This is a genomic window from Litchfieldia stipae, assembly GCF_014837155.1.
Lineage (GTDB): Bacteria > Bacillota > Bacilli > Bacillales > Bacillaceae_L > Litchfieldia.
In genome coordinates this window covers 263,183-288,936 of the sequence record NZ_JACYHA010000005.1, presented here as the reverse complement: position 1 = coordinate 288,936, position 25,754 = coordinate 263,183, and the positions used below count along the sequence as shown (strand labels likewise).

The 25,754-nt window shown below is 38.4% G+C and carries 26 protein-coding genes and 1 riboswitch; of the genes, 11 read left to right on the top strand and 15 right to left on the bottom strand.

Annotation, left to right across the window (positions count from 1 at the left end; all coding sequences use genetic code 11):
* Positions 1–842: 842 nt before the first annotated feature.
* Positions 843–1,760: a nuclease-related domain-containing protein gene (locus F7888_RS08895; RefSeq protein ID WP_191778819.1), complete on the bottom strand. Its 918-nt coding sequence runs from the start codon at positions 1,758–1,760 to the stop codon at positions 843–845.
* A gap of 188 nt (positions 1,761–1,948) precedes the next feature.
* On the opposite strand from F7888_RS08895, the gene F7888_RS08890 reads away from it, so the two are divergent.
* The gene (locus tag F7888_RS08890; RefSeq protein WP_191778818.1) at positions 1,949–2,692 is read left to right on the top strand and encodes a polysaccharide deacetylase family protein; all 744 of its coding nucleotides are present in this window, start codon (positions 1,949–1,951) and stop codon (positions 2,690–2,692) included.
* Between the two features lie 12 nt (positions 2,693–2,704).
* Positions 2,705–3,685 carry an ABC transporter substrate-binding protein gene (locus F7888_RS08885; protein ID WP_191778817.1) on the top strand — a complete coding sequence of 327 codons (981 nt, stop codon included), beginning with the start codon at positions 2,705–2,707 and terminating at the stop codon, positions 3,683–3,685.
* Positions 3,686–3,717: 32 nt separating this feature from the next.
* On the opposite strand, the gene F7888_RS08880 is transcribed toward F7888_RS08885, so the two are convergent.
* From F7888_RS08880 to F7888_RS08870, 3 genes are all read right to left on the bottom strand, one after another.
* Complete coding sequence (locus tag F7888_RS08880) at positions 3,718–4,467, bottom strand: ABC transporter permease (RefSeq protein ID WP_191778816.1); 750 nt, start codon at positions 4,465–4,467, stop codon at positions 3,718–3,720.
* Positions 4,451–5,218 (bottom strand): ABC transporter ATP-binding protein, encoded by a 768-nt coding sequence (locus tag F7888_RS08875; protein WP_191778815.1) that lies wholly within the window; start codon positions 5,216–5,218, stop codon positions 4,451–4,453. The genes F7888_RS08880 and F7888_RS08875 overlap by 17 nt, the downstream gene beginning before the upstream one ends.
* Positions 5,219–5,355: 137 nt before the next feature.
* Positions 5,356–5,739 carry a winged helix-turn-helix transcriptional regulator gene (locus F7888_RS08870; protein WP_191778872.1) on the bottom strand — a complete coding sequence of 128 codons (384 nt, stop codon included), beginning with the start codon at positions 5,737–5,739 and terminating at the stop codon, positions 5,356–5,358.
* A 175-nt stretch (positions 5,740–5,914) separates the two neighbouring features.
* On the opposite strand from F7888_RS08870, the gene F7888_RS08865 reads away from it, so the two are divergent.
* The 3 genes from F7888_RS08865 to F7888_RS08855 all read left to right on the top strand — a co-directional run bounded on the left by F7888_RS08865 (position 5,915) and on the right by F7888_RS08855 (position 9,006).
* The gene (locus F7888_RS08865) at positions 5,915–7,108 is read left to right on the top strand and encodes an MFS transporter (RefSeq protein WP_191778814.1); all 1,194 of its coding nucleotides are present in this window, start codon (positions 5,915–5,917) and stop codon (positions 7,106–7,108) included.
* A gap of 18 nt (positions 7,109–7,126) precedes the next feature.
* A complete protein-coding gene (locus F7888_RS08860; protein ID WP_191778813.1) occupies positions 7,127–7,969 on the top strand; it encodes an aldo/keto reductase in 843 nt (280 codons plus the stop codon).
* Between the two features lie 116 nt (positions 7,970–8,085).
* Positions 8,086–9,006: an aminoglycoside phosphotransferase family protein gene (locus F7888_RS08855; RefSeq protein ID WP_191778812.1), complete on the top strand. Its 921-nt coding sequence runs from the start codon at positions 8,086–8,088 to the stop codon at positions 9,004–9,006.
* 46 nt (positions 9,007–9,052) lie between these two features.
* Here F7888_RS08855 and F7888_RS08850 read toward each other — a convergent pair whose 3' ends face one another.
* Positions 9,053–9,709, bottom strand: coding sequence for a DsbA family oxidoreductase (locus tag F7888_RS08850; protein ID WP_318246254.1), 657 nt, complete (start codon positions 9,707–9,709; stop codon positions 9,053–9,055).
* 271 nt (positions 9,710–9,980) lie between these two features.
* Between F7888_RS08850 and F7888_RS08845 the strand changes: the two genes are divergently transcribed.
* From F7888_RS08845 to F7888_RS08830, 4 genes are read left to right on the top strand one after another with little or no spacing between them, the layout of a single operon-like run.
* Positions 9,981–11,705, top strand: a complete 1,725-nt coding sequence (locus F7888_RS08845) for an ABC transporter ATP-binding protein (RefSeq protein ID WP_191778811.1) — start codon at positions 9,981–9,983, stop codon at positions 11,703–11,705.
* The gene (locus F7888_RS08840) at positions 11,702–13,561 is read left to right on the top strand and encodes an ABC transporter ATP-binding protein (RefSeq protein WP_191778810.1); all 1,860 of its coding nucleotides are present in this window, start codon (positions 11,702–11,704) and stop codon (positions 13,559–13,561) included. Before F7888_RS08845 ends, F7888_RS08840 begins: the two co-directional genes overlap by 4 nt.
* A 50-nt stretch (positions 13,562–13,611) precedes the next feature.
* A complete protein-coding gene (locus tag F7888_RS08835; RefSeq protein WP_191778809.1) occupies positions 13,612–14,739 on the top strand; it encodes an NAD(P)/FAD-dependent oxidoreductase in 1,128 nt (375 codons plus the stop codon).
* Between the two features lie 58 nt (positions 14,740–14,797).
* Positions 14,798–15,172 (top strand): nucleotide excision repair endonuclease, encoded by a 375-nt coding sequence (locus F7888_RS08830; RefSeq protein ID WP_191778808.1) that lies wholly within the window; start codon positions 14,798–14,800, stop codon positions 15,170–15,172.
* 247 nt (positions 15,173–15,419) lie between these two features.
* Here F7888_RS08830 and F7888_RS08825 read toward each other — a convergent pair whose 3' ends face one another.
* The 7 genes from F7888_RS08825 to F7888_RS08795 all read right to left on the bottom strand — a co-directional run bounded on the left by F7888_RS08825 (position 15,420) and on the right by F7888_RS08795 (position 21,356).
* Complete coding sequence (locus F7888_RS08825) at positions 15,420–15,923, bottom strand: RNA polymerase sigma factor (RefSeq protein ID WP_191778807.1); 504 nt, start codon at positions 15,921–15,923, stop codon at positions 15,420–15,422.
* A gap of 2 nt (positions 15,924–15,925) precedes the next feature.
* On the bottom strand, positions 15,926–17,146 hold the full coding sequence (locus F7888_RS08820; protein ID WP_191778806.1) for a hypothetical protein: 1,221 nt from the start codon (positions 17,144–17,146) through the stop codon (positions 15,926–15,928).
* A gap of 12 nt (positions 17,147–17,158) precedes the next feature.
* Positions 17,159–17,992, bottom strand: a complete 834-nt coding sequence (locus F7888_RS08815) for a hypothetical protein (RefSeq protein ID WP_191778805.1) — start codon at positions 17,990–17,992, stop codon at positions 17,159–17,161.
* Complete coding sequence (locus F7888_RS08810; protein WP_191778804.1) at positions 17,989–18,678, bottom strand: ATP-binding cassette domain-containing protein; 690 nt, start codon at positions 18,676–18,678, stop codon at positions 17,989–17,991. The genes F7888_RS08815 and F7888_RS08810 overlap by 4 nt, the downstream gene beginning before the upstream one ends.
* 2 nt (positions 18,679–18,680) lie before the next feature.
* Positions 18,681–19,061 (bottom strand): GntR family transcriptional regulator, encoded by a 381-nt coding sequence (locus F7888_RS08805; protein ID WP_191778803.1) that lies wholly within the window; start codon positions 19,059–19,061, stop codon positions 18,681–18,683.
* Between the two features lie 160 nt (positions 19,062–19,221).
* Entirely contained in the window at positions 19,222–20,748 is a 1,527-nt protein-coding gene (locus F7888_RS08800; RefSeq protein WP_191778802.1) for an NCS2 family permease, read from the bottom strand.
* Between the two features lie 14 nt (positions 20,749–20,762).
* Positions 20,763–21,356 (bottom strand): xanthine phosphoribosyltransferase, encoded by a 594-nt coding sequence (locus F7888_RS08795; protein WP_191778801.1) that lies wholly within the window; start codon positions 21,354–21,356, stop codon positions 20,763–20,765.
* Between the two features lie 153 nt (positions 21,357–21,509).
* A riboswitch (purine riboswitch) is annotated at positions 21,510–21,611 on the bottom strand.
* A 222-nt stretch (positions 21,612–21,833) separates the two neighbouring features.
* On the opposite strand from F7888_RS08795, the gene F7888_RS08790 reads away from it, so the two are divergent.
* On the top strand, positions 21,834–22,277 hold the full coding sequence (locus F7888_RS08790) for a DUF5392 family protein (protein WP_191778800.1): 444 nt from the start codon (positions 21,834–21,836) through the stop codon (positions 22,275–22,277).
* Positions 22,278–22,589: 312 nt separating this feature from the next.
* Here F7888_RS08790 and F7888_RS08785 read toward each other — a convergent pair whose 3' ends face one another.
* Positions 22,590–22,766: a hypothetical protein gene (locus F7888_RS08785; protein WP_225228673.1), complete on the bottom strand. Its 177-nt coding sequence runs from the start codon at positions 22,764–22,766 to the stop codon at positions 22,590–22,592.
* A gap of 134 nt (positions 22,767–22,900) precedes the next feature.
* On the opposite strand from F7888_RS08785, the gene F7888_RS08780 reads away from it, so the two are divergent.
* Positions 22,901–23,320, top strand: coding sequence for a PH domain-containing protein (locus F7888_RS08780; RefSeq protein ID WP_191778798.1), 420 nt, complete (start codon positions 22,901–22,903; stop codon positions 23,318–23,320).
* 67 nt (positions 23,321–23,387) lie between these two features.
* On the opposite strand, the gene F7888_RS08775 is transcribed toward F7888_RS08780, so the two are convergent.
* Complete coding sequence (locus tag F7888_RS08775) at positions 23,388–24,389, bottom strand: D-2-hydroxyacid dehydrogenase (RefSeq protein WP_191778797.1); 1,002 nt, start codon at positions 24,387–24,389, stop codon at positions 23,388–23,390.
* Positions 24,389–25,606, bottom strand: coding sequence for an aminotransferase-like domain-containing protein (locus F7888_RS08770; protein WP_191778796.1), 1,218 nt, complete (start codon positions 25,604–25,606; stop codon positions 24,389–24,391). Before F7888_RS08770 ends, F7888_RS08775 begins: the two co-directional genes overlap by 1 nt.
* Between the last annotated feature and the right edge of the window lie 148 nt (positions 25,607–25,754).

Genomic DNA, 25,754 nt, shown 5'->3' with positions numbered 1-25,754 from the left:
AGCAAGCATCATGGTTGAGGTAACTAGGTGAGCTGAGTAGTGCCCCAATCAAGAGCAAGCATCATGGTTGAGGTAACTAGAGGGTCAGAGTAGTACCCTGATCAAGAGCAAGCATCATGGTTGAGGTAACTAGAGGGTCAGAGTAGTGCCCTAATCAAAAGCAAGCATCATGGTTGAGGTAACTAGAGGGTCAGAGTAGTGCCCTGATCAAAAGCAAGCATCATGGTTGAGGTAACTAGGTGAGCTGAGTAGTGCCCTAATCAAAAGCAAGCATCATGGTTGAGGTAACTAGAGGGTCAGAGTAGTGCCCTGATCAAGAGCAAGCATCATGGTTGAGGTAACTAGAGGGTCAGAGTAGTGCCCTGATCAAGAGCAAGCATCATGGTTGAGGTAACTAGAGGGTCAGAGTAGTGCCCTGATCAAGAGTAAGCATCATGGTTGAGGTAACTAGAGGGTCAGAGTAGTGCCCTGATCAAGAGTAAGCATCATGGTTGAGGTAACTAGGGGGCCTGAGTAGTGCCCCAATCAAGAGCAAGCATCATGGTTGAGGTAACTAGGTGAGCTGAGTAGTGCCCTAATCAAAAGCAAGCATCATGGTTGAGGTAACTACAGGGCCTGAGTATAGTGCCCCAACCAAGAGCAAGCATCATGGTTGAGGTAACTAGAGGGTCTGAGTAGTGCCCCAATCAAGAGCAAGCATAATGGTTGAGGTAACTAGAAGAGGTGAGTAGTGCTCCAATCAAGAGCATCAACCATAGATGAAGTACCTAGAACCTCAAACTAGTGCTCCAACTACCCGATATAGCAAAATGAGGTACTTACTGAATACACAATCTTGTCATTCATGAATCTAAATCTTCATAATAAGAGGATACACTACGACCACGTTTTTTAAAGTTGTTAGCTAATATTTTTCGAATTGTTTTTTTAGCTTTACTAGTGTTACACCATTCATGAATTTGGTTAGTCGTTAGTTTGAGATTTGGAAAGAGCAATTTAAATTCATCTACACTCCTTAAAACAGCGGATGAGTAGTCCTCCTTACAACCACAATGTTTACATATTAACTTTGTTTTTACTAAAAAAGTGTCTAAGCTTTGGCAAGATGTACAGCTAATACCTTTATCGAGAGTGTCAAAGTCGAATTCAGGTAACCTAGAGTATGGTGATTCGATGATGTTCAATGATAAGAGCTGTTGAGCTAATTTTGAATGTGAATCTTTTAAGGTTACTTGTTTGGAAGTGTTTTTCTTGATAAACCGCTTATGTTGGGAGGGAAAGACAATTGGTGCATTTTGTGGAGTTTGATAGAGTTGGAATTCAGGATTGACAAAGAAGAGGTAGGTTTCAATTGGAATATGACAGCGAAGCTCTTTAAGTAAACGTCGAATCAAAGATTCAGTTCTTTGTAGTTGTAGTAGAGGATTTTTTATTTCACTTTTTGAAGGGGAATACCATGTATCGTTTTCGATCAAATAATCGCCTTCAAAATTCTTAACTTCAAAAAGATAAATCGAATTTGAAGAGATCATCAATGAATCAATTTGAAAAAGTGTACCGTTATATTCTAAGAGCAAATCATTCAATACGAGAAGGTTTTCAGAAAAATCCACCATTAAATTGTCAAACTCCCGCTCACCTCGATAGCCTTTCTCAAGAATTTGATAATTACTTTCTGCTTTTGAATCAAAATCCATTCTTGCTTTTATAAATCTTAAAAGCTTTAATTCTAATGGTATGTTTCGCTGTTGTATAATCACGGTTATCACTCCTTCTTCATTTTTTCTTAATCATAACTATTACTAAAAAAATAGACAATCTTCAAAAACTTAGTTTTCATAACAAATTTGTATAGTAAAATGTGTGAAAATGTTCACAAATATTCCTGCTCTAATAAGTTATAGTTATAAATGTCACCATGAAATAGAATTCAAAAGGAGGCTTCAATATGTCATTTTCAGCACTGATGTATCATGAGTTACGAGAACCAGGGGAGTTTAACCCGAATCATCCATCACATATTGATGTGAAGCAGGATTATGATGATATTTTACCATCACCACTGTTTACAACTGTTGAGCAGTTTGAGGAACAAATGGCTTATTTACATAATCATCAGTATCATACCTTGAGCTTGGATGAAGTGAAGGCATATTACTATCAGGGGGAAAGCATTCCAGAGAAATCGGTCTTGCTCACATTCGATGATTGCTTTCAATCGATGAAAAAATACGCGTATCCCATCTTGAAAAAATATGATATGCATGCTGTGGCATTTGTTGTATCAGGCTGGCTTCATGAGAAGGACCAGGAATTTAATCCAGACATGTCTATTTGCTTAACAAAACAGGATTTAGTTGAGATGGATGATGTGTTTGAATATGCAAATCATACAGATTCTTTTCATCAACGAACAAACGAGGCGACAAGTCTAATGATGGAAGCGAGTGATGAAGCGTTTAGTCACGATCTAGATATTTGCAATCAAGTGGTTTCGGTGAAGGATGTATTTGCCTATCCCTTTGGTTTGTTTGAAGAAAGAAATGTAACACTTTTAAGAAAGAAAGGGTTTCAGCTGGCGTTCACTTGTGAAAAAGGTCACAATTCATCCTTTACTGACCCGCTGCTGTTAAAAAGAAATACAGTTACATATTTTCTCAATCTTGAAGGCTTTAAGAGAATCATAAAGTAAGGAGTAAATATAATGAAAAAAATCATTTTAGTATTAGTCATGGGAACAGGGTTGTTCATTCTAGCTGCTTGTGGGGCAACAACAGAGAAAGTAGCGGAATCAAATGAACAACTGAAATCAGAAAGCAACGTGCAAGCCCCAACTGGGAAAGAATTGAACATCGGAATCTTACCTGCTGAATCAGCCATTCCCATCATTTTAGCAAAAGAAAAAGGTTTTTTTGAAGAAGTCGGAGTGAATGTGTCTATCAAGACATTTACGTCACCTAATGATCGCAATGTTGCTGTTCAAGCGAAGGAATTAGATGGAATGATTGGGGATGTGATGAGTGTCGCAACATTCTATGAGCATGGGGTTCAAATGAAAATTACGTCAGATATTAGTGAGGATTTCAAGATTCTATCAGCCCCTCAGTCTGGGATAACTGAAATGGCTGGATTAGCCGATAAAAAGGTATCACTTGTACCAAACTTCATTCTTGAATACATTATGGATGAGTTTGCCACAGAAGATCAGTTCACCTATGAAATTGTTGAGATTCCTTCTTTCGCGGGCAGAGCAGAGGCATTAATGTCTAATCAAATTGATGGTGTTGTATTTACAGAACCACAGGCAAGCATGCTTGTCCAGCAAGGAGCGCATTTGTTAGGCAGTTCGAAACTTGCGGGATTAAAAGGTGGAACAATTTCATTTATGGATGAGATCATACAAGCACAGCCAGGCGATATTGCTGGATTCTATGAAGGATACAATAAAGCTGTTGATTATATGAATACAACAGATGTTAGTGAATATGCAGACATTTTAGCAGCTTATCAATTTCCTGAGGCGATGAGTGCGTATCTATCAAATATGACAGACGAGTATTCACATGCTCGCACCATTAATCAAGGGCAATATGAAAATATTATCGAATGGACAAAAGACAAAGAGCAAATTACAAAAACATATTCATACGAGGAATTAACAGACTTTCAATTTATTGCTCATTAAAAATACGAGGTCGTCCTAACTAGGACACCTCGTTATTTCTGTGCCCATGGAATAAGGCGGGCTTCCAACCAATCCAAACATTTGAAGATGAGTAGTCCAATTAAGCCTAGAACTAGAATTCCACCAAACATTTCAATATAATTCATCTTTGTCCAGCCACTAATAATAAAGTATCCGATTCCATAGGTAGTGGCATAATTCTCTGCAAAAAATAAAGAAGCAAGTGAAATCCCAATGCTAATTCTTATCCCTGAAATGAGCTGAGGTAAGACAGCTGGTACAACGAGATATTGATAGTAATGTCTAGTTGAAGCAGCAAAGCTATCCATTACCTTGAAATAAGATGAGGGGATTTGAGTGACCCCATCCCTTACAGATAAAATAATTTGAAAAATAATGATCCAAATGATCAACATTACCTTTGAAATATTCCCAAGTCCAAATAAAAGCATGAATACCGGTAGGAATGCCACTTTTGGTAATGGATATAAATAATATAAAAACGGTGAAAATACCCGATTAAATGTCTTGTTTACTCCTAAAAAGAGACCAATAGGAACACCTATGATCAATGAAATGCCTAAAGCGACCAAGACTCTCATTAGGCTGGCGAGAGAATGTAAGAGTATAGGAATCTTAATTGTAAAAAGGTGTGCTATGGTTTCAAACGGAGAGGGAATGGAATGAGTATTGACGAGAAAAAAGAGTGAGTACCAAAATAATAAAATCGAAAGAGTGCCAATGACGATTTGATTATTTAATAGTTTATGTAGTGTGTTCATAACTACTCTCCGTATTCATTAATTGTCTAATATCAATACACATTCGATAGAAAGCAAGCTGTTCCTTTGGCTGATAAACCGCAAAGAAAGGATTCTCTAACTCTAGTACCTTTCCATCCTCTTTTAAAATAAGAATCTTCTCACCTAAATAGACTGCTTCTTCGATATCATGAGTAACAAATAACATTGTCGTATTTCGTTTTTGCTGTTGATGTAATATGAGCCGCTGTATTTGTTCCTTTGTCATTTCATCTAGGGCAGAGGTGGGCTCATCCATTAATAATAAATCTGGCTCTCCGATTAATGTCCGTGCGAGTGCAACTCTCTGTTTTTGACCACCACTTAATTCATGGGGGTATTTGTCTTGCAAGTTAGCTAACTCCATCTCTGTTAACAGCTTCATCCCGATTTGATACTCTTCTTTTGTGACGTTCTTTTTCTTGAGTTTTAACGGCATCATGACCGCCTCAAGTACCGTTTGCCAAGGAAATAAAACGAGGTCCTGAAACAAAAAGCCAGTCTGTTCCCGTCCTTTTCTAGAGTCTAATCCATCTATCAGAATTCGGCCAGTAGTAGGCTTCAAAAAACCAGCTACTAGATTCAAGAAAGTACTTTTACCTGTCCCAGATTTTCCAATCAATGCATACGAAGTTCCTTTCGTTAAAGAAAGATTCATCCCGTAAATAATCTGTTGTTCCTTAAATGAGAAGGAAACCTGTTCAACGCGAATAAATAGTTCGGAGTTACTCATATCATTCCATCCTTTTGTGAAAAAGTATGTTCATTTTATCACAAAGGTAGGAGTGTTTTTTGATGTAGATGTAACAAATTAACAACAAATAGGTGGTCATGAATGAACTAACGGAATCAGATGAATCACCACTTTATTTATTGATTATCTTCCTTTAACTTCTCATTCAAAATCCCTTCTTCTAACATCGAAAATTTGTCGCCATATACTTTCGTAATATGTGTATCACCCCATGCGCATAGTAAATCGAGGATTCCTTCTAGTGTTTTACCGTACTCGCTTAGTTCATACTCTACTTTTGGTGGGATTTGATGGTGAACAATTCGATTAATTACACCATCATCCTCAAGCTCACGTAATTGTTGAGTCAGCATTTTTTGTGTGATGTTAGGCATCAATCGTTTCAACTCACTTGTTCTTTTTTTGCCATGTGTGAGGTGACATAGAATCACACACTTCCATTTCCCACCGATTACTTCTAACGTTGCTTCAACTGATATATTGTATTTCTTCTTCATTATTTCCTCCTACTTAATATAGGTACTTTTTGGTTCCTATATTACTTATTGGTATCTATATCACTTTAAAGTGCGTTCTATCTTTTTTGTTGGATAGCAATCATAATAACATTTGCCAAGTAGATAACATCATAATCTATTCTTTGGCAAACTTTCAATATAAAGGAGTAAGTATTTTATGTTAGAAAAAAGGAAAAGCCAGTTCGCATTGCTAGCTTTAGCAGTAAGTGCGTTTGCAATAGGAACGACTGAGTTTATAAGTGTGGGACTTCTTCCACTGATTGCTAGGGATTTAGATATATCGCTAACGATTGCAGGATTAACCGTTTCGTTATATGCGTTAGGAGTTACGTTGGGAGCACCTATCTTAACCTCGCTAACCTCAAAGATGTCTAGAAAATCGTTATTACTCTGGATTATGGTTGTTTTTATCATCGGTAATAGCTTTGCTGCGAGTGCAACAAGTATCAGCGTATTATTAGTCTCTCGTATCATTTCTGCTTTGGCACATGGGGTCTTTATGTCAATTGGCTCTACAATAGCAGCAGATCTTGTCCCACAGGAAAAAAGAGCGAGTGCCATTTCGATTATGTTTACCGGTTTAACTGTGGCGACAGTAACAGGGGTGCCTTTTGGTACATTTATTGGACAAGAATTAGGTTGGAGAATGGCGTTTGTTGCGATCGTTGTCATTGGAATCATCGCATTGATTGCTAACAGTATCCTTATTCCGTCTACATTAAGGAAAGGAACACAAACAAGTTTTAGTGATCAAATCAAACTAGTGAAAAATAAAAGATTGCTATTAGTATTTGCCATTACCGCATTTGGTTATGGTGGTACCTTTGTAGTCTTCACTTATTTATCACCAATCCTACAACAGATTACTGGTTTCAAAGAGGGCATAGTTGCCGCTATTTTACTAGTCTATGGTGTTGCCATTGCAATTGGCAATATGATTGGTGGGAAATTATCCAATCACAATCCAATTAGGGCATTATTCTATATGTTTATCATTCAAGCCATAGTGTTATTTATCTTGACGTTCACTGCTCCATTTAAGGTAGCAGGTTTAATCACTATTTTCTTGATGGGACTGTTCGCCTTTATGAATGTTCCTGGTTTACAGGTGTATGTAGTAATGTTGGCAGAGAGATTTGTACCTAGTGCTGTCGATGTGGCTTCAGCGATAAATATAGCAGCCTTTAATGCAGGTATAGCGATTGGATCTTATGTAGGTGGTTTAATTGCAGAGTCATTTGGTCTGATTCACACTGCGTGGATTGGTGCGCTCATGGTATTAATTGCCGTTGTTTTAACAAGTAAAAGTTATTCATTAGAGAAAAACGATCAACGAACAAAAGCAGTATAATATAAGGAGGAAAAGAAGATGATACATTCTTTACAATCAACAACAACATTAAGTAATGGAGTAGAAATGCCTTGGTTTGGACTTGGGGTATTTAAAGTTGAAGAAGGGCCAGACTTAATTCATGCAGTAAAAGCAGCAATCAAACATGGCTACCGAAGTGTGGATACAGCCGCTATCTATGGAAATGAGGTAGGCGTAGGTCAAGCGATACATGAAGCAATGAAAGAATATGCGGTTACAAGAGAAGAGTTATTCATTACTTCAAAAGTGTGGAACGCTGATTTAGGATTCGAATCTACCATTCAAGCTTTTGAAACAAGCTTAGAAAAACTTGGGTTGGATTATTTAGACCTGTATCTTATTCACTGGCCAGTTGCAGATAAGTATAAAGAGGCATGGAGAGCATTAGAGACTCTATATCGAGCTGGTAAAATCAAGGCGATCGGTGTCAGCAATTTCCACATTCATCATCTTGAAGATCTTATGAAGGATTCACTCATTAAACCAATGGTGAACCAAGTTGAATACCATCCACTGTTGACTCAACAGGCATTGCATACTTTCTGTAAAGAACAAGGAATTCAATTAGGTGCATGGTCACCTCTTATGCAAGGACAATTATTAGCTCATCAAGATTTAAATCAATTGGCTGAAAAACATAATAAATCAGTTGCCCAAGTCATTCTCCGTTGGGATCTACAAAATGGGGTTGTAACGATTCCAAAATCGATTAAAGAGCAACGTATTATTGAAAATGCAGCGATTTTTGATTTTGAATTAACAGAAGAAGAGATGAATTGGATAAGTAAATTAAATCAAGATCAAAGAGTAGGTCCAGATCCAGACAATTTTGATTTTTAAGCATTAAAAAATGATCCCCATAGCTTCAAGACGAATTCTCGATTGACGAAGCTATGGGGATATGAAACTATTAAATATATAAAATGTTGACATATTCTAGGGAAGGAGGCCAAACCATGAATCTACAACCCCACTTTGTTCATTCCGTCAAACTCTATTTTAAGGAAGAAGGAGAGAGATGGTTACAAGAGTTACCAACAATCATTAAGCATGTTGAAGATAAATGGTCATTGAAGCTTGGTAAACCATATTCTCTTTCCATCAACTATGTTGCACCTGCAGTGATGAGTGATGGAGCAGAAGTTGTTGTAAAGATTTGTATTCCTGGTGAAGGGTTTCTTCAGGAGCTAGAGGCTTTGCGATTATTCAGAAACAACGGAATGGTTCAGTTAATGGATTCAGAGGAGGAGCGGGGCGTCCTCTTATTAGAAAAATTGTCCCCAGGTGAATCATTGGCAATACTTAATGATCATGAAGAAGCAGCACGAATAGCAGCTAATATCATGAGAAATCTAGTCATTCCTGCACCAGAGTCAACTAGAATTCCTACAACAAAAGCGAGAGAAGAAAGTCTCCGAAACATTGTAGAACAACATCCGCAAGGGATTGGGCCGATATCAAGTCACATCTTGAAACGGGCACTACATATCTTTGCCTATTTAACTAAGTCGATAAAACAGCAGTATCTCCTTCATGGCGATTTTCATCATTATAATGTGATCTCATCTGGAAAAAACCAATGGACGGCGATTGATCCTAAAGGGTTAATTGGTGAAATCGAGTATGATCTCATTCAATTCATGTTAAATAAGCTTCCAGATCAAGGTGCGATTAACGTGATAAAAAGAAGGGTAGAGATTGTGACGGAGGAACTGCAGCTGAACAAGGAACGTTTGTTGCTTTGGGGATACTGCCATACTGTATTAGCTACTTCATGGGGCGTTGATGAAGATGGGAGTTTTAATCAGTCCTTTTTTCAAGGAATTGAGATCTTTGAAACATTATATCGAACTGAATTTGGTGAGATGCCATTATAAAAGTAAAAAAACCAGCGTGGAATGGTTCACGCTGGTTTTCTTCTAGCTACTTTTTCGGAATGTCGCAGCCTTCATCATCACAGAATTCGCCTTCGTCATGAGGGAATTCCTCAGCAAGGCCATCCTGTTCAATGATTTGGTTTAGTGAATCAACAAATACCTGTGTTGGTTGTGCCCCAGTGATTGCATACTTTTTATTAACAAGGAAGAATGGAACACTTCTGATTCCATAGTCAACTGCTTCTTGCTCATCAGCACGTACTTCATGACTCATTTCATCACTAGCTAGCATCCTAGCAACAGACTCTTGATCTAACCCAACCTCAACGGCTAATTGGATTAAAGTCTTATGATCTCCGATATGCTTGGATTCTGTGAAGTAAGCATGCAGGATTCGTTCAGTCATTTCAACCATAAGACCCTGTTTCTTAGCAAACATCACTAAGCGATGTGCATCAAATGTATTTGTTAGAATCATTGTATCGAATTGATAATCTAGTCCAAGCTCTTTTGCCATTTGTACCATATTATTGGTATTCGCTTTGGCTTGGTCTATACTCATACCATATTTTTTTGAAAGGCTTTCGTAAATCGAATAGTTTATATCTCGTTCAGAAGTTGGGTCTAATTCAAAGCACTTATAGACAACCTCAATCGGATGATTCATTTGTTTTATCGCGTCCTCCAGACGCTTTTTGCCAATATAGCAAAACGGTCAAGCAAAGTCAGTCCATATTTCAATTAACATGACAAATCCCCCTTTATTTTTTCATAAGTAGTATACCTACTAGCCCCTAATTTAGTCTAGTGAACTGCCTTCATGTGGTTTAAATGCTTCATAAAAGGTGACAATACCTTTTATGAAGATATTCGTTGCTTATGGTCATTAAAAGTTGACATTTCTCCAGTAAAACTGAAAAATAGATAACATGGTGAAATGTTCACTAACTTAACTATTTCAGGAAGTGATGCTTATGTTAAATATGCTGAAACATTTAAAATCGTATTCTTTCCAAATTGTGTTGATTGTTATTTTTACACTTGCAGGAAGTATGCTTGAGCTTTTCCTTCCAACGTTAATGGCGGATGTTGTTGATGTTGGGATTGTGAACAATGATATTCCATACATCCTCCGAACAGGTGGATTGATGATCGGAACAGCAATTCTAGCAGTCCTATTAACTGTGATTGTGTCCTACTTCGCCTCAAAGGTCGCCCTAGGATTTGGACGAGATGTAAGACGTAAATTATTTATTAATGTAGAGAATTTCTCGCTACAATCGTTTGATAAGGTTGGTCCATCTTCGTTAATTACTCGAACGACCAATGATATTAAACAGGTACAAGATGTATTAAATATGATGCTCCGAATGATGACAAGAGCTCCGCTTATGCTAGTTGGAGGTATTATATTGGCGGTGTCTAGAGACGCTACTCTTTCACTCATCTTTCTAGCAGCATTACCGCTCTTAGCCTTAACGATTATCTTAATCACACGAAAGGCGATTCCATTGTTTGTTTCGATGCAAAAGAAAACAGATCGATTGAATCTATTAATTCGTGAAAATCTAATTGGGGTTCGAGTGGTACGAGCCTTTAATCGCGTTGGTTTCGAAAAGAAACGCTTCAATACCGCGAATGAAGATTTCCGTGATACAGGGATCAAAGTAAACAAAATCATGGCATCACTGTTTCCAGTGATGATGATCATGATGAATTTCACCAATGTCGCGATTATTTGGTTTGGTGCCATTCGTATTGATCAAGGGCTTATGCAGGTCGGGAATTTAATGGCGTTTTTACAATATGCAATGATGATTTTATTTTCATTGATTATGCTCTCAATGGGATTCATTATGATTCCGCGTGCACAGGCATCAGCAAAACGGATCAATGAAGTGTTAATGCTTCAGCCGGATATTGTTGACCCGGAGAAATCAGAGCAAACGAAAGAGCACGGGGTTGTTGAATTCAGGGATGTAACGTTCAGATATGCTGGTGCAGAGCGACCAGCGATTGAACAAATTAGTTTCCAAGCAAAGCCTGGCCAAACAACGGCGATTATTGGAAGTACTGGAGCAGGAAAATCAACTCTAGTTAAGCTGATTCCACGTTTCTACGATATAGAAAGTGGGAGTATTCTTGTTAATGGCGTTGATATCAGAAAACTAACACAAAAGCAACTAAGAGAAGTCATCGGTTATGTCCCACAGAAGGCTTCCTTATTTAGTGGTACGATTGCAGATAATCTTCGTTATGGTAAAAAGGATGCAACCGAGGAAGAAATCATGAAAGCATTAGAAACAGCTCAAGCTCTCGAGTTCGTCAATGAAAAAGAAGATGGAATAGAGACGGTGATTGAACAAGCTGGAGCGAATTTATCAGGTGGTCAAAAGCAGCGTCTGTCGATTGCTAGAGCTCTTGTGCGAAAGCCAGAGATTTATATATTTGATGACAGCTTCTCAGCTCTTGATTATAAAACAGACGCAAAGCTAAGACAGGCGCTAAAAAGTGAAACACAGCAAGCTACCATTATTTTAGTCGCACAACGGGTAAATACGGTGGTTGATGCAGATCAAATCATCGTATTGAACGAAGGGAAAATCGCTGGTATTGGTACACATCAGCAACTACTTCAAGAGAACAACATCTATCAAGAGATTGTTTCCTCACAGCAAGCAGAGGGGGAGAGCGCATGAGTAAAAAGGTGAAAAAAGGAATAGGTTCATCTACCTCCAAGCCAAAAGGGGGAGGACCAGGATTTGGTCCGATGATGCATGTTGAAAAACCAAAGGATTTCAAGAATACCTTCAAGAGATTAGTAGCCTATTTAAAACCACAGAAATTCAAGTTAATTCTTGTGGCGATTGCAGCCATTTTTTCAACCTTATTTAATGTTATAAGTCCTAAGCTACTAGGGGATGCAACAACCTCTTTATTTGAGAGCGTTACTGCAAGAGTGGGAGTGGACTTTGCATTTATTGGTCGAATTCTAATTATTCTTATTGGACTCTATCTGTTAAGTTCATTGTTTGCTTTTATTCAACAATACATTATGGCAGGTGTGTCACAAAGAACGAGTGCACAAATTAGACAAGAAGTAAATGAAAAGCTTACAAGATTGCCGCTGAAGTATTTTGATAAGCATCCACATGGTGATATTCTTAGCCGTGCCGTGAATGATATTGACAATATTAATAATTCCTTGCAGCAGGCTCTTTCACAATTAATTACTTCATTTATTTCTATTATTGGGATCATTATTATGATGCTTGTGATTAGCCCTTGGTTAACACTTGTTGCACTGATTGCGATTCCGCTAAGTGGTGTTGTGATACGTGTGTTTGCATCATTTTCCCAAAAGCATTTCGTGAATCAGCAGGAAGAGCTAGGGAATGTGAATGGTCATATTGAAGAAATGTTTTCGGGACATCAAGTGGTGAAAGCATTTGGTCATGAAGAAGAGGCGATAAAGGAATTTGATGAAATCAATGAGCGTTTGTATCATTCTGGTTGGAAGGCTCAATTTATCTCAGGAATGATGATGCCGATGATGACCTTTGTTGGGAACCTCAGCTATGTTTTTGTAAGTATTGCAGGTGGTCTTCTTGTTTTAAATGGAAATATTCGAATTGGTGATGTACAGGCATTTATTCAATATTCTCAACAGCTTTCTCAACCGATGACTCAAGCTGCTGGAATTGCAAACATGATTCAAGTCGCAATGGCATCAGCAGAACGAATTTTTGTCCTGTTAGATGAGTCAGAAGAGAATACTGAGTCGCCAGGAAATGTTGATCTTGATCGCTTGAAAGGAAGCATATCTTTTGATCATGTACAATTTGGCTATGAAGCTGACAAGCCAGTCATTAAGGATTTAAGCTTAGATGTTGCTGAAGGTCAAACCGTAGCTATTGTTGGACCGACTGGAGCAGGGAAGTCAACGATTATCAATTTATTAATGAGGTTTTATGAGCCAGATCGTGGCAGCATTCGTATTGATGGAGTCAATTTAAGTGATTTAACGCGAGAACAAGCAAGATCAATGTTTGCGATGGTGCTTCAGGACACATGGCTGTTCAATGGAACCATACGAGACAATATCGCATATGGCCGTGAAGGAGCGACGGAGAAAGACATGATTGCCGCTGCAAAAAGTGCTTATGCCGACGATTTCATACGGACATTGCCTGATGGGTATGATACGGTGTTAGGTGAGGATGCAAGTAATATCTCACAAGGACAAAGACAATTAATTACAATTGCTAGAGCAATTCTAGCTGATCCGAAAATTTTAATATTAGATGAAGCGACGAGTAGTGTTGATACTAGAACTGAAATGAATATTCAGAACGCCATGAATCAATTAATGGAGGGGCGTACAAGCTTTGTTATTGCCCATCGTCTTTCTACGATTAGAGATGCTGACTTAATTTTAGTCATGAAGGAAGGCGACATTATTGAAAAAGGAAATCATCATGAGTTGCTAGAACAAAATGGATTCTATGCTGAATTATACTATAGTCAATTTAGTTCGAGTGAGGCAGTAAGTTAGTTAGGGTAAAATAAGCAAATGAAATAGATTAGTGAAAAAGGTGTTAATAAATGAAATCAATGATTATCGTTGGTGCTGGGATACTTGGTGCATCAACTGCTTATCATCTCGCAAAAACAGGGGTTCAAGTAACCCTTGTTGATCGCTGGGATCTAGGACAAGCAACAGATGCAGCAGCTGGAATTGTGTGCCCATGGTTATCACAGCGAAGGAACAAAGCGTGGTACACTTTAGCGAAAAATGGGGCAAGATATTATCAAACACTTATTCCTCAGTTAGAGAAGGAAGGCGAATCTGATACAGGTTACAAGAAAGTAGGAGCCATTAGTCTGCATCATGATGAAGTCAAGCTAGTGAAAATGGAAGAGCGTGCAGTCAAAAGGCGTGAGGACGCACCAGAAATCGGTGAAATTACAAGACTATCTCCACAAGAAACTAAGGCGATGTTTCCTGTCTTATCAGAGGAATATGGTTCTGTACATATCAGTGGAGCAGCACGAGTGAATGGTAGAGCCTTGAGGGATTCCTTGATTGCTGCTTTTATGAACCATGGAGGTACATTTCTGAGAGGGAATGCTATGTTAGTCTTTAGAAATAACCGAGTGACAGGTGTGAAAGTGGAGGATCAAATCCTACTTGCTGATCAAGTGATTGTAACAGCGGGCGCATGGGCAAACGAATTAATTGCTCCTTTGGGTATGCAATTTCTGGTCAGCTTTCAAAAAGCTCAAATTGTTCATCTGCACTTGCCTACTCATGATACAGCAGATTGGCCAGTTGTGATGCCACCAAGTGATCAATATATTTTGTCATTTGAGGAAGGTCGAGTAGTGATTGGTGCGACTCATGAAAACGATACGGGATTTGATAACCGTGTGACCGCTGGGGGAATTCATGAGGTTCTTCAAAAAGCACTGACAGTCGCCCCGCAATTAGAACATGCAACATTGATGGAGACAAGGGTTGGCTTTCGCCCATTCACACCTGGATTCCTACCAGTGATAGGACGTTTGCCAAATGTTGAGGGAATTTTAGTTGCAAATGGCCTAGGTGCTTCAGGCTTAACAGTTGGCCCTTATTTAGGTGCAGAGTTAGCAAAGCTTGCTCTTGGACAAGAGCTTGAGATTGACCTTCAAGATTATGATGTGACAGGAGCTATCAGTGCAAAGATTGAATAGCTTTTTGCAGGTTCTTATGGTACGATAGACCACTATACATTTAAAGGACGTGACATACTTGATTAAAATTGAAATACCAACTCCTGATATTAGTATTACTCAGAGAGAACAAGTTCGAACAGAAAATGAACCTGAAATCAAAGCGATCTATGGTTTCATTGATTTTCATAAGATCCCAAGAGACAAGGGCGGAATCTTCCTATTCTTCAACATGCATGATGAGCTGTTATTTGTAGGGAAGGCACGAAAGCTAAGACAAAGAATTAAGAAGCATTTTGAAGACAATGTATCTCCAATGAAGAAATACAGAGATGAAGTCTACCGAATTGATATCTGTCTAGTAGAAGACCCAACTGACCGTGACATTTACGAAACGTTTATTATTAATAACCTTCATTCGAAGTATAATATCGATAAGGTGTTTTATAAATAAGTTTGAAACTTAGGGTGGCTCTACAAAAACGCAGTCTGAATACACTCCGCGTCCTGCGGGGTGACCGGTGAGCCTCCTCGTCGCGATGCTCCTGTGGGGTCTCACTTTGCTCACGCATCCCGCGGGAGTCTCCGTGTATTCAGTCTGCTAAGGATTCAAATATATCTACTTTGTTTCCTATATTATTAAGAAAAGCACCATACCCCAGGAGATTATCCTTGGATATGGTGCTTTTTTTTATGCTCATTTAACAAATTGCCTCGACATCTTCATACATGTCCCGCAACAAACGTTTTGCACGAAACAGCCTAGTTTTAATCGTAGAAAGATTGATGTTCAAATGACCCTCGATCTCCTTCAATGATTGCTCCTGAAAGTAATAGAGAATAATCACTTCTTTGTATTTAGAAGGAAGCTGTCTTAATTTGAATCTGAGATCTTCTTTCTCACTTTGAAGTAAGACCTCAGATTCAGGAGTACAGCCATTTTTATCATTAAACAAATCAACATCTTCATACAGTAAGCTTGAATGTCTAGCTTCTTTTCGTAAATAATCGATGCAATGGTTAATCGCAATTCGATAGATCCAGGACTGAAAGGAGCAATCACCGTTAAATGTTTTACGCGTTAAATAGCATTTGACAAGAATTTCATGGGAAAGGTCTTCCGCTAAATAAGTATCCTTCACATAGGAAAGTGCAAGGTGATACACCTTATTTTTATAGGCTGCATAGATCTCCCAAGTCTCCATGTTTACTTCACATACATGCTATAGAAATATAATTCGAACGGGTTAGTGAACTCTGCTGGATCCTTAAATGCAATCTTACCTGTGAATAATGTTTCACCAGTAGTTGCATCTGCGACAATCACATCTGCCTCGATATCATTTGTCATTTGTGAAGATGTAATATAGAGCTTATCATTTTTTACGGTTGTCATATGTGCATAGGCCATTCCATCTTCACCAGAAAGTGGTATGGAATAACTATCTCCAGCTTTGTCATCTTCTAAGTGATACGGAGTAACAATCAATTCTTGGTTTCCAAATGTCATGAAATAGATTGTAGAGCCATCAAAGAAGCTAAGGTTATTCTCATCTAGTTGTAGGTTAGGAAGATCGATTGTTTCTTTTTCTTTTGTTAGGATATTGTAAGAAATGAACTCTTGCTTGATCACTTCTTCTCGAGAGGACTCCATGTCTTCTATGATTTCCCATTCAGTTTCTATAAAAATTAAGTGTTCAGATGCTCCAATTGGGTTTGATGAAACAAGCTGTGTATCGGTTCTTGTCTTAGCTCCATCGGTAGTACCTTGTATGATGATATCGTCATTTTCCATTTTGTGAGTCGTTACATCTATTGTATAGTTATGCTTCTCATTTACGTAATTGTCACCTTGGTATTTATAACTATGGGTGATGATGAATAACTTATTTTCTATTAATTGTACATCCTCAACATACATATAATCGAACTTATTCCCATTAGGAACTTCAAGTTGAAAGGAATCTATGTTTCCATCTGCTTTCGTTAACACAGCAAGATTAAACTTAAAATCTCTTGATTTTATAGAACTTAAATTGTATTCAACATCTGCGTAAGCAAGGTGCTTGTCGTTCTCAAAATAAGAGTTGATATCAAAATTCTTACCTCTCATGAAGTTTCGATAATTATCCCGGTATTCTGAAATTAGTCCAGGTGGATGTCCAATGAGATTATTAAGAAAGCTCCGATTTTGATAAGTAGAGCCTTCTTCGTCAAGCGTGACAGACGTACTTACATAATTCATTGAGGAGGTATCCGAATAATGTCCCACTAACTGCAATGGCTTGATTTCATTTGCATCCCCACTCAGTGTTTCTATCACAAAAGCTGGGTGAATGACAACGGACGAAGCTGCATTCACATAGAAGGCTCCAAGACTAAATATAATCACTACAATAATGGCGATTGATTTCCAGTATTTTTTCATGTTTGACACTCCTTATACAGTGATCTTTCTAATTAATAGGAAGCGGCTCATCCAAATCGATACGCCTAATATAATCAATCCCATGATGATTTCAAGTATTAATAATTCAATTGGATAGAAGAAGCCATCCAGAACAAATTCATGTAAGAGTAATGGTGCTAGTAATACAATGACAGCAGCCGCGCAATACAGAATACCTAATAAGATCCCTTTTAATTTGAAGCTTCGTTCCATTAAAATCGCTGTAAAAAGAACCGAGACAGCCATCAAACCTGCTCCATAATATAAGACTAGTTCTATCAAACTAGTTGGGATAATGATTGATAACTCAGGTAAGCTTTGAATAATAGACACGATACCCAGGTCTACTCTAAATTCCTCAGGAATCCTAGCTTTCATCACTAGATTTTCAATTAGTAATAGGATGTGTTGAAAAGCAACTAATCCAAAGACTAAAAGGAGAATTGTCGTGATTTTTGCAAAGAAGATATTTAATCTTGATGTTGGGAGCATAAGTAATCGGTAAACAAACGTATTCTTCCCAACCCAATCACGATACCAAATAAGAAAGATGTAGAACCCAATGGCCGCAATACATAATGCAATTGGACCAAAGAACCAAGAGCTTCTTATAAATTGAAGAATACTATATTGACCATATGTTTCTAGAAATTCAGTTTGTGACATCATCTCGCCATAGATTGATTCATTAGCCAAATTAAGATATCTTTTTGTACTAACAATCAGGCCGATCATTTGAATCACAAATGTGATTGCAAGCAAGACGACATATAATTTAGTCACTCGATTTAATTCAAAATTAACTAGCTTTAAGTATTTTTTCATCGCTGATACACCTCTCTCATGACATCAATGACTGAATTCCCATTGATTTCACGTTCTTCCTCTGCACTGAATTCCTTTGTGACCAATCCATTATCAAGTAGAACAACTTTATCAATTAAATGCTCAATATCGCTGACTTCATGTGTTGTGATAATAACACCGCGATTTTCAATTAAATGGCTTGTAAATACCTTCGCAATTTCCTCTCGACTGAACATATCAATTCCAGAGAACGGCTCATCCATTAAGACGTAATCTACATCAAGTGCAAGACCAAGTAATAAATTGACCTTTGCTGTGTTTCCTTTCGAAAGGGAAGAGATTCGTTGTTCTTTGTCTAATCTGAAGAAACCAAGTAATTCATTTGCACGTTCCTGATTCCAGCTCACGTAAAAGTCTTGCATAAACTCCATGGCCTCAGAGATAGTCATCTGTGGAAGCATAGTGATGGCATCTGGGATAAAGGTGATTTTTTCGTAAGTATGCTTATCAATTGGTTTTCCATCGATCAAGATCTCGCCTTTATTAATCGGGGTAAGAGCCATAATGGCATTTAGAATTGTTGTTTTTCCAACGCCATTGATGCCAATTAAGCAGGTGATTTCACCTTTATTGGCTGAGAAAGAGACACCTTTTAGTATTTTCTTACGTCCGAATTTCTTTTCTACCGCTTTTACTTCAATCATGCTTAAGCCTCCTTATTATCGTTTGCCGTGTACTTTTCTCGAACTAAATCAAGCAGCTCGTCAACAGGTACATTGATAGAGCGAACAGATGACACAAATACATCAACCGCTTCAACAAGCAGTTCACTTCGTACATTCCCTAATATCTGTTGATCAGTTGTGATTTTACTTGGATGATTCTTCTCGGTATAAATCAATCCCTGTTCCTCCATTTCCTTGTACGCTCTTTGCGCAGTATTTGGGTTCACCTTCATTCGATTTGCTAGCTCACGTCTTGATGGGATTTCTTCTCCAGGCTCTAATTCACCAATGGCAATTTGCTCTTTAAAATAACGAACAATCTGCAAATAGACCGGATCACGATTATTAAAATTCACATTCATTGAAACAACTCCTATACATTTCTATTTAGTTAAAACATGTTGTGTGTGTATTAAGTAGTTCATACGCTATATGTGTATTATATGGTTAATACAGTAAAGAAGTCAACACAAAAAATTCGCAGGAGTGAAAAACTCCTGCGAATGTATTAAAACCGTGTATTTAAGAAGCTGCTTTCGTTAAGTTTCGTTGAATAGCCGCATTCTCTTTTCTTGCAATTCTTGCTTGTTGAAGAGCGCAATAGCCTAAAAATACTGCGACTAATACGTAAGCGACCGAAAAGTCAGGTGCTGCGTTGAATGCTAATTTCGGTGCATGCATGAAGCCAACGAAGGAGAGTAGGGCTCCAATTAATGAGAAAATACTTGCTTTCACAAACTGTTTGTCAATCACTGCTACAGTGATTGCACCTAAGATGATGGCTGTGAACATCGCACCCTGACCAAGTGGAACAATCCCTGTAGAGATGTTAGCAACGACCTCGCCAGCGGCATTGTTGAAGCGTGTCATCACATAGTTTGCAAGATATGGAAGCATTGCAATTCCAACAGCTGGGAAGTATTTTGTCTCGTTGTTTTGGAACGCTGTGATCACCATTGATGTACCAACAAACACAAGGATGGATGCAACTGCTGCTAATGGAATGATAGCTGAGAATGCAGCAATTACACCAGTTACTGCAGCAATTCCAAAGACTACTGCGTTTAGAATACTATATCCACGTCCAGCACCCATTGCTTTTGAACCAACTGTCGCAATGTATACAGTTGTTGGGAATAATCCGCCAAAAACAGCTCCAAGCATCGTACCAACACCATCAACTGCTTGACTTTCACGAACATCGTACGAATCACCAACAGCTGCCATTGCATCAACATTGTTCATTGTTTCAATCGCATTATAAAGTGTAATAGGTAGAATAACTGCAAGAAGACCGATTAATGAACCAAATAAGTATGACATACCTTCAAACGCTGCAAAGCTTGGTAGAATTGGATAGAAGCCAATATTCGCAAGACCCTCTGAAATCGCTTCAGGAGATTGATAACCAAGGACAAACGCTAAAATAGTACCAATAATAACGGCGAACAAGGAAGTCGGAATTTTAAACGGCATTGCCATTTTTCCAACAACACCAACAATAATAATAATTAATGAAACAAGACCAACTACAGGTACGGAGAATGTATTAAATAACATTTCACCAGAAATAAATGTGATAGCTACCCCAGCAAGGGCTCCAAGCATAGCTGCACGAGGAAGGTGGTTACGAACCCAGTTCCCAGTGAAGCTTACAAGTGTTTCAATCAGACCACTTAAAAACGCGGCTCCAACAGCTATTTTCCAAGCAAGTTCATGATCATTTGTTAACGCATAAGCTGGTGCTAACACACCAAATAAGAACACGAACATAACAGGAGTACTGATTCCATAAGAAAGGGCAGTTACATCAGTACGTCCTTCCTTTTGAGCAAGGCGATTTGCCATGTAAGCATAATATAAATTCCCAACCATGACGGCAACAGCCGCTCCAGGAATAACCTTTCCAAAGACGATGCTTGTTGGGAATCCCATTCCAAGCATGGTTACTGCAATAAGGACGAAGTTAGCTAAATTATTTTGAAACAAAGCGAAAAACGCATCAGTATCTTCTTTTTTGTACCAAGGATAGTTAACCGTTTTATTCATGTGAGTTCCCCCAATTAGATGTGAAGTGTAGTTGGTTCTTTAATGAAAGTAACTTTGCCATTTTGTAATGATTCAACACGTGCAAGTGATTCCACACGATATCCAGTCTCTTCAAGCAATTCGCGTCCATTTTGGAATGATTTTTCAATCACAATTCCAATACCAGCAACGGATGCGCCAGATTGTTTGACAATACTTGCTAATCCAAGTGCAGCTTGTCCATTTGCAAGAAAATCATCGATAATGAGGACATGATCATCTGGACTTAAGAAGTTTTTTGAAACAGCAATTTCCGTTGTTACTTGCTTTGTGAAAGAATAAACACTACTTGTATAAACATCATTATTCATCGTAAGTGATTTCTTTTTTCGAGCAAAAACAAGAGGAACGGATAATTCATTGGCTGCCATGAAGCTAGGCGCTATACCAGATGTTTCAATTGTTAGAATTCTTGTGATGTTCGAATCCTTAAACAATCGTGCAAATTCCTTCCCTATATTAATCATGAGGTCAGTATCGATTTGATGATTCAAAAAGCTATCCACCTTAAGAACTCCATCAGATACTACTGATCCTCTTTCAATAATCGCATTCTTTAATTGATCCAACCTAATTTCCTCCTTCGGTTTGTCCATACAAAAAACCCGAACATCAAGGCCACTTTTGACTAAAAGTGATGCCTTGACATTCGGGTTTCAATCTTGACTTGTTATGCCCGTGTGTTTCATAGCATACAGGGAATACCCACAATGCCAGAACTCTAATGTCAGTGTATCACTCGTAGTCAAGTCATTTACGGTAACTTGGTAGAAACTTATGGGCCATATTCCCAAGATTATACGAGATAATGTTCTATAGTTTGTGTATGAGAGTGATTATATCGGATATTACTGATAAAGGGAACCCTTAATTTTGAAAAAAACGAATAAAATCTCGGATTGGTAAAATTTAGTTCGTGAAATGATTCGGTGAACTTTAGGTTGGGGATTGTAATAAGCACAAGATTTGTTGAATGTTCAGCTGAGTTTTATACTATAAATAAAGTAATTAACGTCCTTCGGTGGATAAAAAAAGGGGAGATGGGTTTGAAGTTATTTATGTCTGATGATGTACCTGAATTTGCTCAAAAAGAGCTAGATGAACTCAAACAAAGAGTAGCACCTCTTGTGAAAAAGAGCTCTATTTATATGGTGATCTCGATGTTCTTACTAATGATTTCACTCACGAACCTTACTTATCTGATTTTATATCCTTTTCATGAACAATCGTTCATGATGATTGTTGGCTTAGCGCTATGTGGTGCCTTTGGTATGGCATTAGTCAAAGAAACACGTTTTTTTCATATAGAGATTGAGCGGCTTGGTAACCAGTTTATTATTGATCGGATCAATGAGAGTGAATACTTAACTGAAGTGAGAAAAAAAGAGTACATTCGTTGGATTCAAGACCAACCATTCATCGCAATAAAAACATTTATTGACTTCTTAAGTGAGGAAGATATGAAGAAAAAGCGGTTTTATGAACAATAAAAGCTGCCGATGATAGGAGAAATATGAATTCTGAAGGGATGAAGATCGTTAGCTATAATGGAAAGAGAGAATGACCGCCCGAATGTAGCCCAAGCACATGGATAAAGTCGTTCATCAAGCTTATGACGCCAGAATGGAGTCCGAGAACACGGATAAAGTCGTTCATCAAGCTTATGAACGCCCGAATTGAGCTCGAGCGCACGGATAAAGTCGTTCATCAAGGGCGATGAACGCCCGGACTTAATCAAATAACACACTCACATAGTCCATCATCATCCAGATGAGGATCTTAGTGTAGCTTGTTTATCATTTTTAGCTCAAAGGGTTTCGTTTTTGCCAGATGTCATATAATCCACTTCCGTTACAGGCGTAGCAATTCGCAGGATCAGAAACGAAGAAATCACTGCCTGCAAACGCGTGAAACCCTCTCCCGCGGCATTCTGGACAATGGTCTCTTTCCTTTGCTTTTCTAAGTCTTCTTTGATTCAAAGCAACTATCACCTCTGCCTTCTTTACCTTTATTTTTGATAAAACCAACAGGAAGTATTCATCAAACTTCACCTGAGTTCAAAATATATGGTATTCTTCAATTACTCAAATCATTGTTTTGGGGAGGGAATAGCTTGAGATTTAAATCAAAAAAAGGAATAATTTTCTTTCCATTTTTAATTATTATTACTCTACATATGCTGTATCTCGCTTTAACTGAAATCATCAATGGGGCTTATCATGGAGTTATTCTAATCGCGATTGCTGGACTTATCATTTGGTTGCTTATTTCTACTGCTTATACGATTGAGAAAGGAGTACTTCACGTTAGGGCAGCCTTCATCCACCGAAGTATCCCGATTAATTCAATTATATCAGTCAGACCGACATTTAATCCGTTATCAAGCCCTGCTTTATCTCTTGATAGACTGGAAATTAACTATCAAAGTGGGATGGTAGTGGATAGGATCTTCATCTCGCCTCAAAATCGAGATCACTTCATAGCGGCATTACAAGAAACAAATCCTGCCATTAAAGTCTTAAAAAGAAAGTAGAACTTAATAATATGAAATCACCTAGCAAAAGAGGAGTCACAAAATAGTGACTCCTCTTCTTAATAACCTAATACCCAAGCTCTTTATCAACAATATTTAAAAGAGGCTCATGATTAGCATACCGCTTGAGATTCTCGATAAATAAATCCATATAACGGTCCATCGTCTTTGGTGAGTAAAAAGCATTATGAGGGGAAATAATGACATTTTCCTGAGTCCAAAAAGGATGATCTTGTGGCAATGGTTCAACATCAAACACATCTAATGCTGCACCAGATAAGTGACCATTTTGCAATACTTGTAGGAGCTCATCCTCAATAATCGTATTTCCACGTCCAATATTGATAAAATAACTGCCTTTTTTCATCTTAGAAAATTTCTCGCGATCCATAAAACGTAATGTTTCATCAGTAGATGGAAGAGTAAGAATTAAGAAATCAGATTGAGCAAGGACCTCATCTACTAAGTTCAACCCAACTATCTGATCTGCTGGATCGACATCACTGCTTTTTCCAGGATGCTTACGACAGCCAATGACATTCATCCCTAACGCCTTGCAACGCTTTGCAATTTCTTGGCCGATTCCACCATATCCAATGATCCCAACGGTTGCATTCTCTAAGTCGAGTACCTGAATCCGATGCCATGTCTTACTCCCTTGGTTGCGAATCATTGTAGGTACACCGCGGCTAAATGCGGTAATCATCGCGATTGTGTGCTCTGCAATAGGAATGGATGTACAGCCTTTCACATTGGTAATAACTAAATCACTGTTGCGAACCTCTTCATGAAACATCGCTTCTATCCCGACACTTAAGGATTGAACCCATTTCACATTCGGTGTGTCACTAAGGATGTTCAGTGAATCCTGGATACCAAGTGTTGCAATGACATTTACCTTCGTAAGGTCAATGGAAGGTGTGGGTTCAGGAGTTCCATATACCCATGGCTCGACAATGACTTCTTCACATATTTCTTTCATTTTTAGCTGATACTTTTCAGGGATATTATATCTTACATATACATAGGGCTTTGTTTTCTTAGGACGGGCGGTAATATCAGAGGTCATTACAGAACCTCCTTCAATTCTTCAGGCTGATGTTGAAGCTGATAATATGTTGTAGCAAGTTTGCTAATTGCCTCTCGAATGGTTACTTCATCACAGAACGTGAAGCATAACCGTAATTGATTATAACCCTCCTCATGAAGATAGAAGTGTCTGCCAGGAATATAATTCACACCAGCTTCTAATGATTTTTCCAATAAGGTGCTTGTATCTGTTCCGAGAGGGAAGGTGAGCCATAGGAAGAATCCTCCTTCTGGAACCGCAAACGATACATCATCCGCAAAGAAATCATTGATTGCATCAACCATCGCATTTTTTCTAGACGCATATAACGAATTGATATCAGCAAGATGATCTTCGAAATTCAAGTTGTCTAGGATTTGATGAATGATTTCTTGAACGAATACGCTCGTCTGACCGTCAACCTTTAGCATTCGCATCTTCGTGATGACTTCTTGACAGGCAATTGCCCAGCCAACTCTTACTCCAGGAGCAATAATTTTTGAGAATGTACTCAAATAGATGACCCGTTCTGGTGCAAATGAGTAAATGGCAGGCAGAAATTCATTTGTAAAGGTTAATTCGACATACGCATCATCTTCTAAAATGAAAAAGTTATATTCATGTGCTAGCTCAGCCAGCTTTTTCCGTCGTTCTAAAGAAAGGTTGATTCCCCCTGGATTATGATAATTAGGCATAATATAAAGCATTTTTGGAAGTGGGAGTTGATTTTCTCTTGCATGCAGTAATGCTTCTTCGATCAAATCGACTCTTACACCATCTTCATCAATGGGGAAAGAGGATAGCTCAACTTCTGCTAACTTAAAAATCCGGATGGCACCAAAGAATGAAGGGGCTTCAATCCATACTTGATCTCCTGGGTCTGTTAATGTTCTTACAGCTAAGTCAATCGCTTGCATCGAACCTGTTGTGATGATGATCTCTGATTTATCTATTTCGATGGAACGGAGTTTGGAGCGTGCTGTAACCCATTCAACGACTTTTGCAGGGCCCGTTCCGCCTGTGTATTGGAGAGATTCTGGTCCTTGGGTTGCCAATGCTGTCACGGCTGCTTCTGAAATGGTTGGAAGCGGGAACGATTCAGGTGCAGGAAAGCCGAATGAAAGTGGAATCGCCTTAATTTTATTTGATGCGAAGGCTGTTCCGATTTCTGCAATTTGTGGAAATCTTTTTGAATAAGTAAACGGTTTGTTATTCATATCACACCATCCTATACCTTTATGTTTTATAAGGCTATATTTATAAATTTTTGCTCTTTACCCCGCAGTATGAATACACTCCGCGTCCTGTGGGGTGGCTAAGTGAGCCGCCTCGTCGCTATGCTCCTGCGGAGTCTCACTCTGGCCA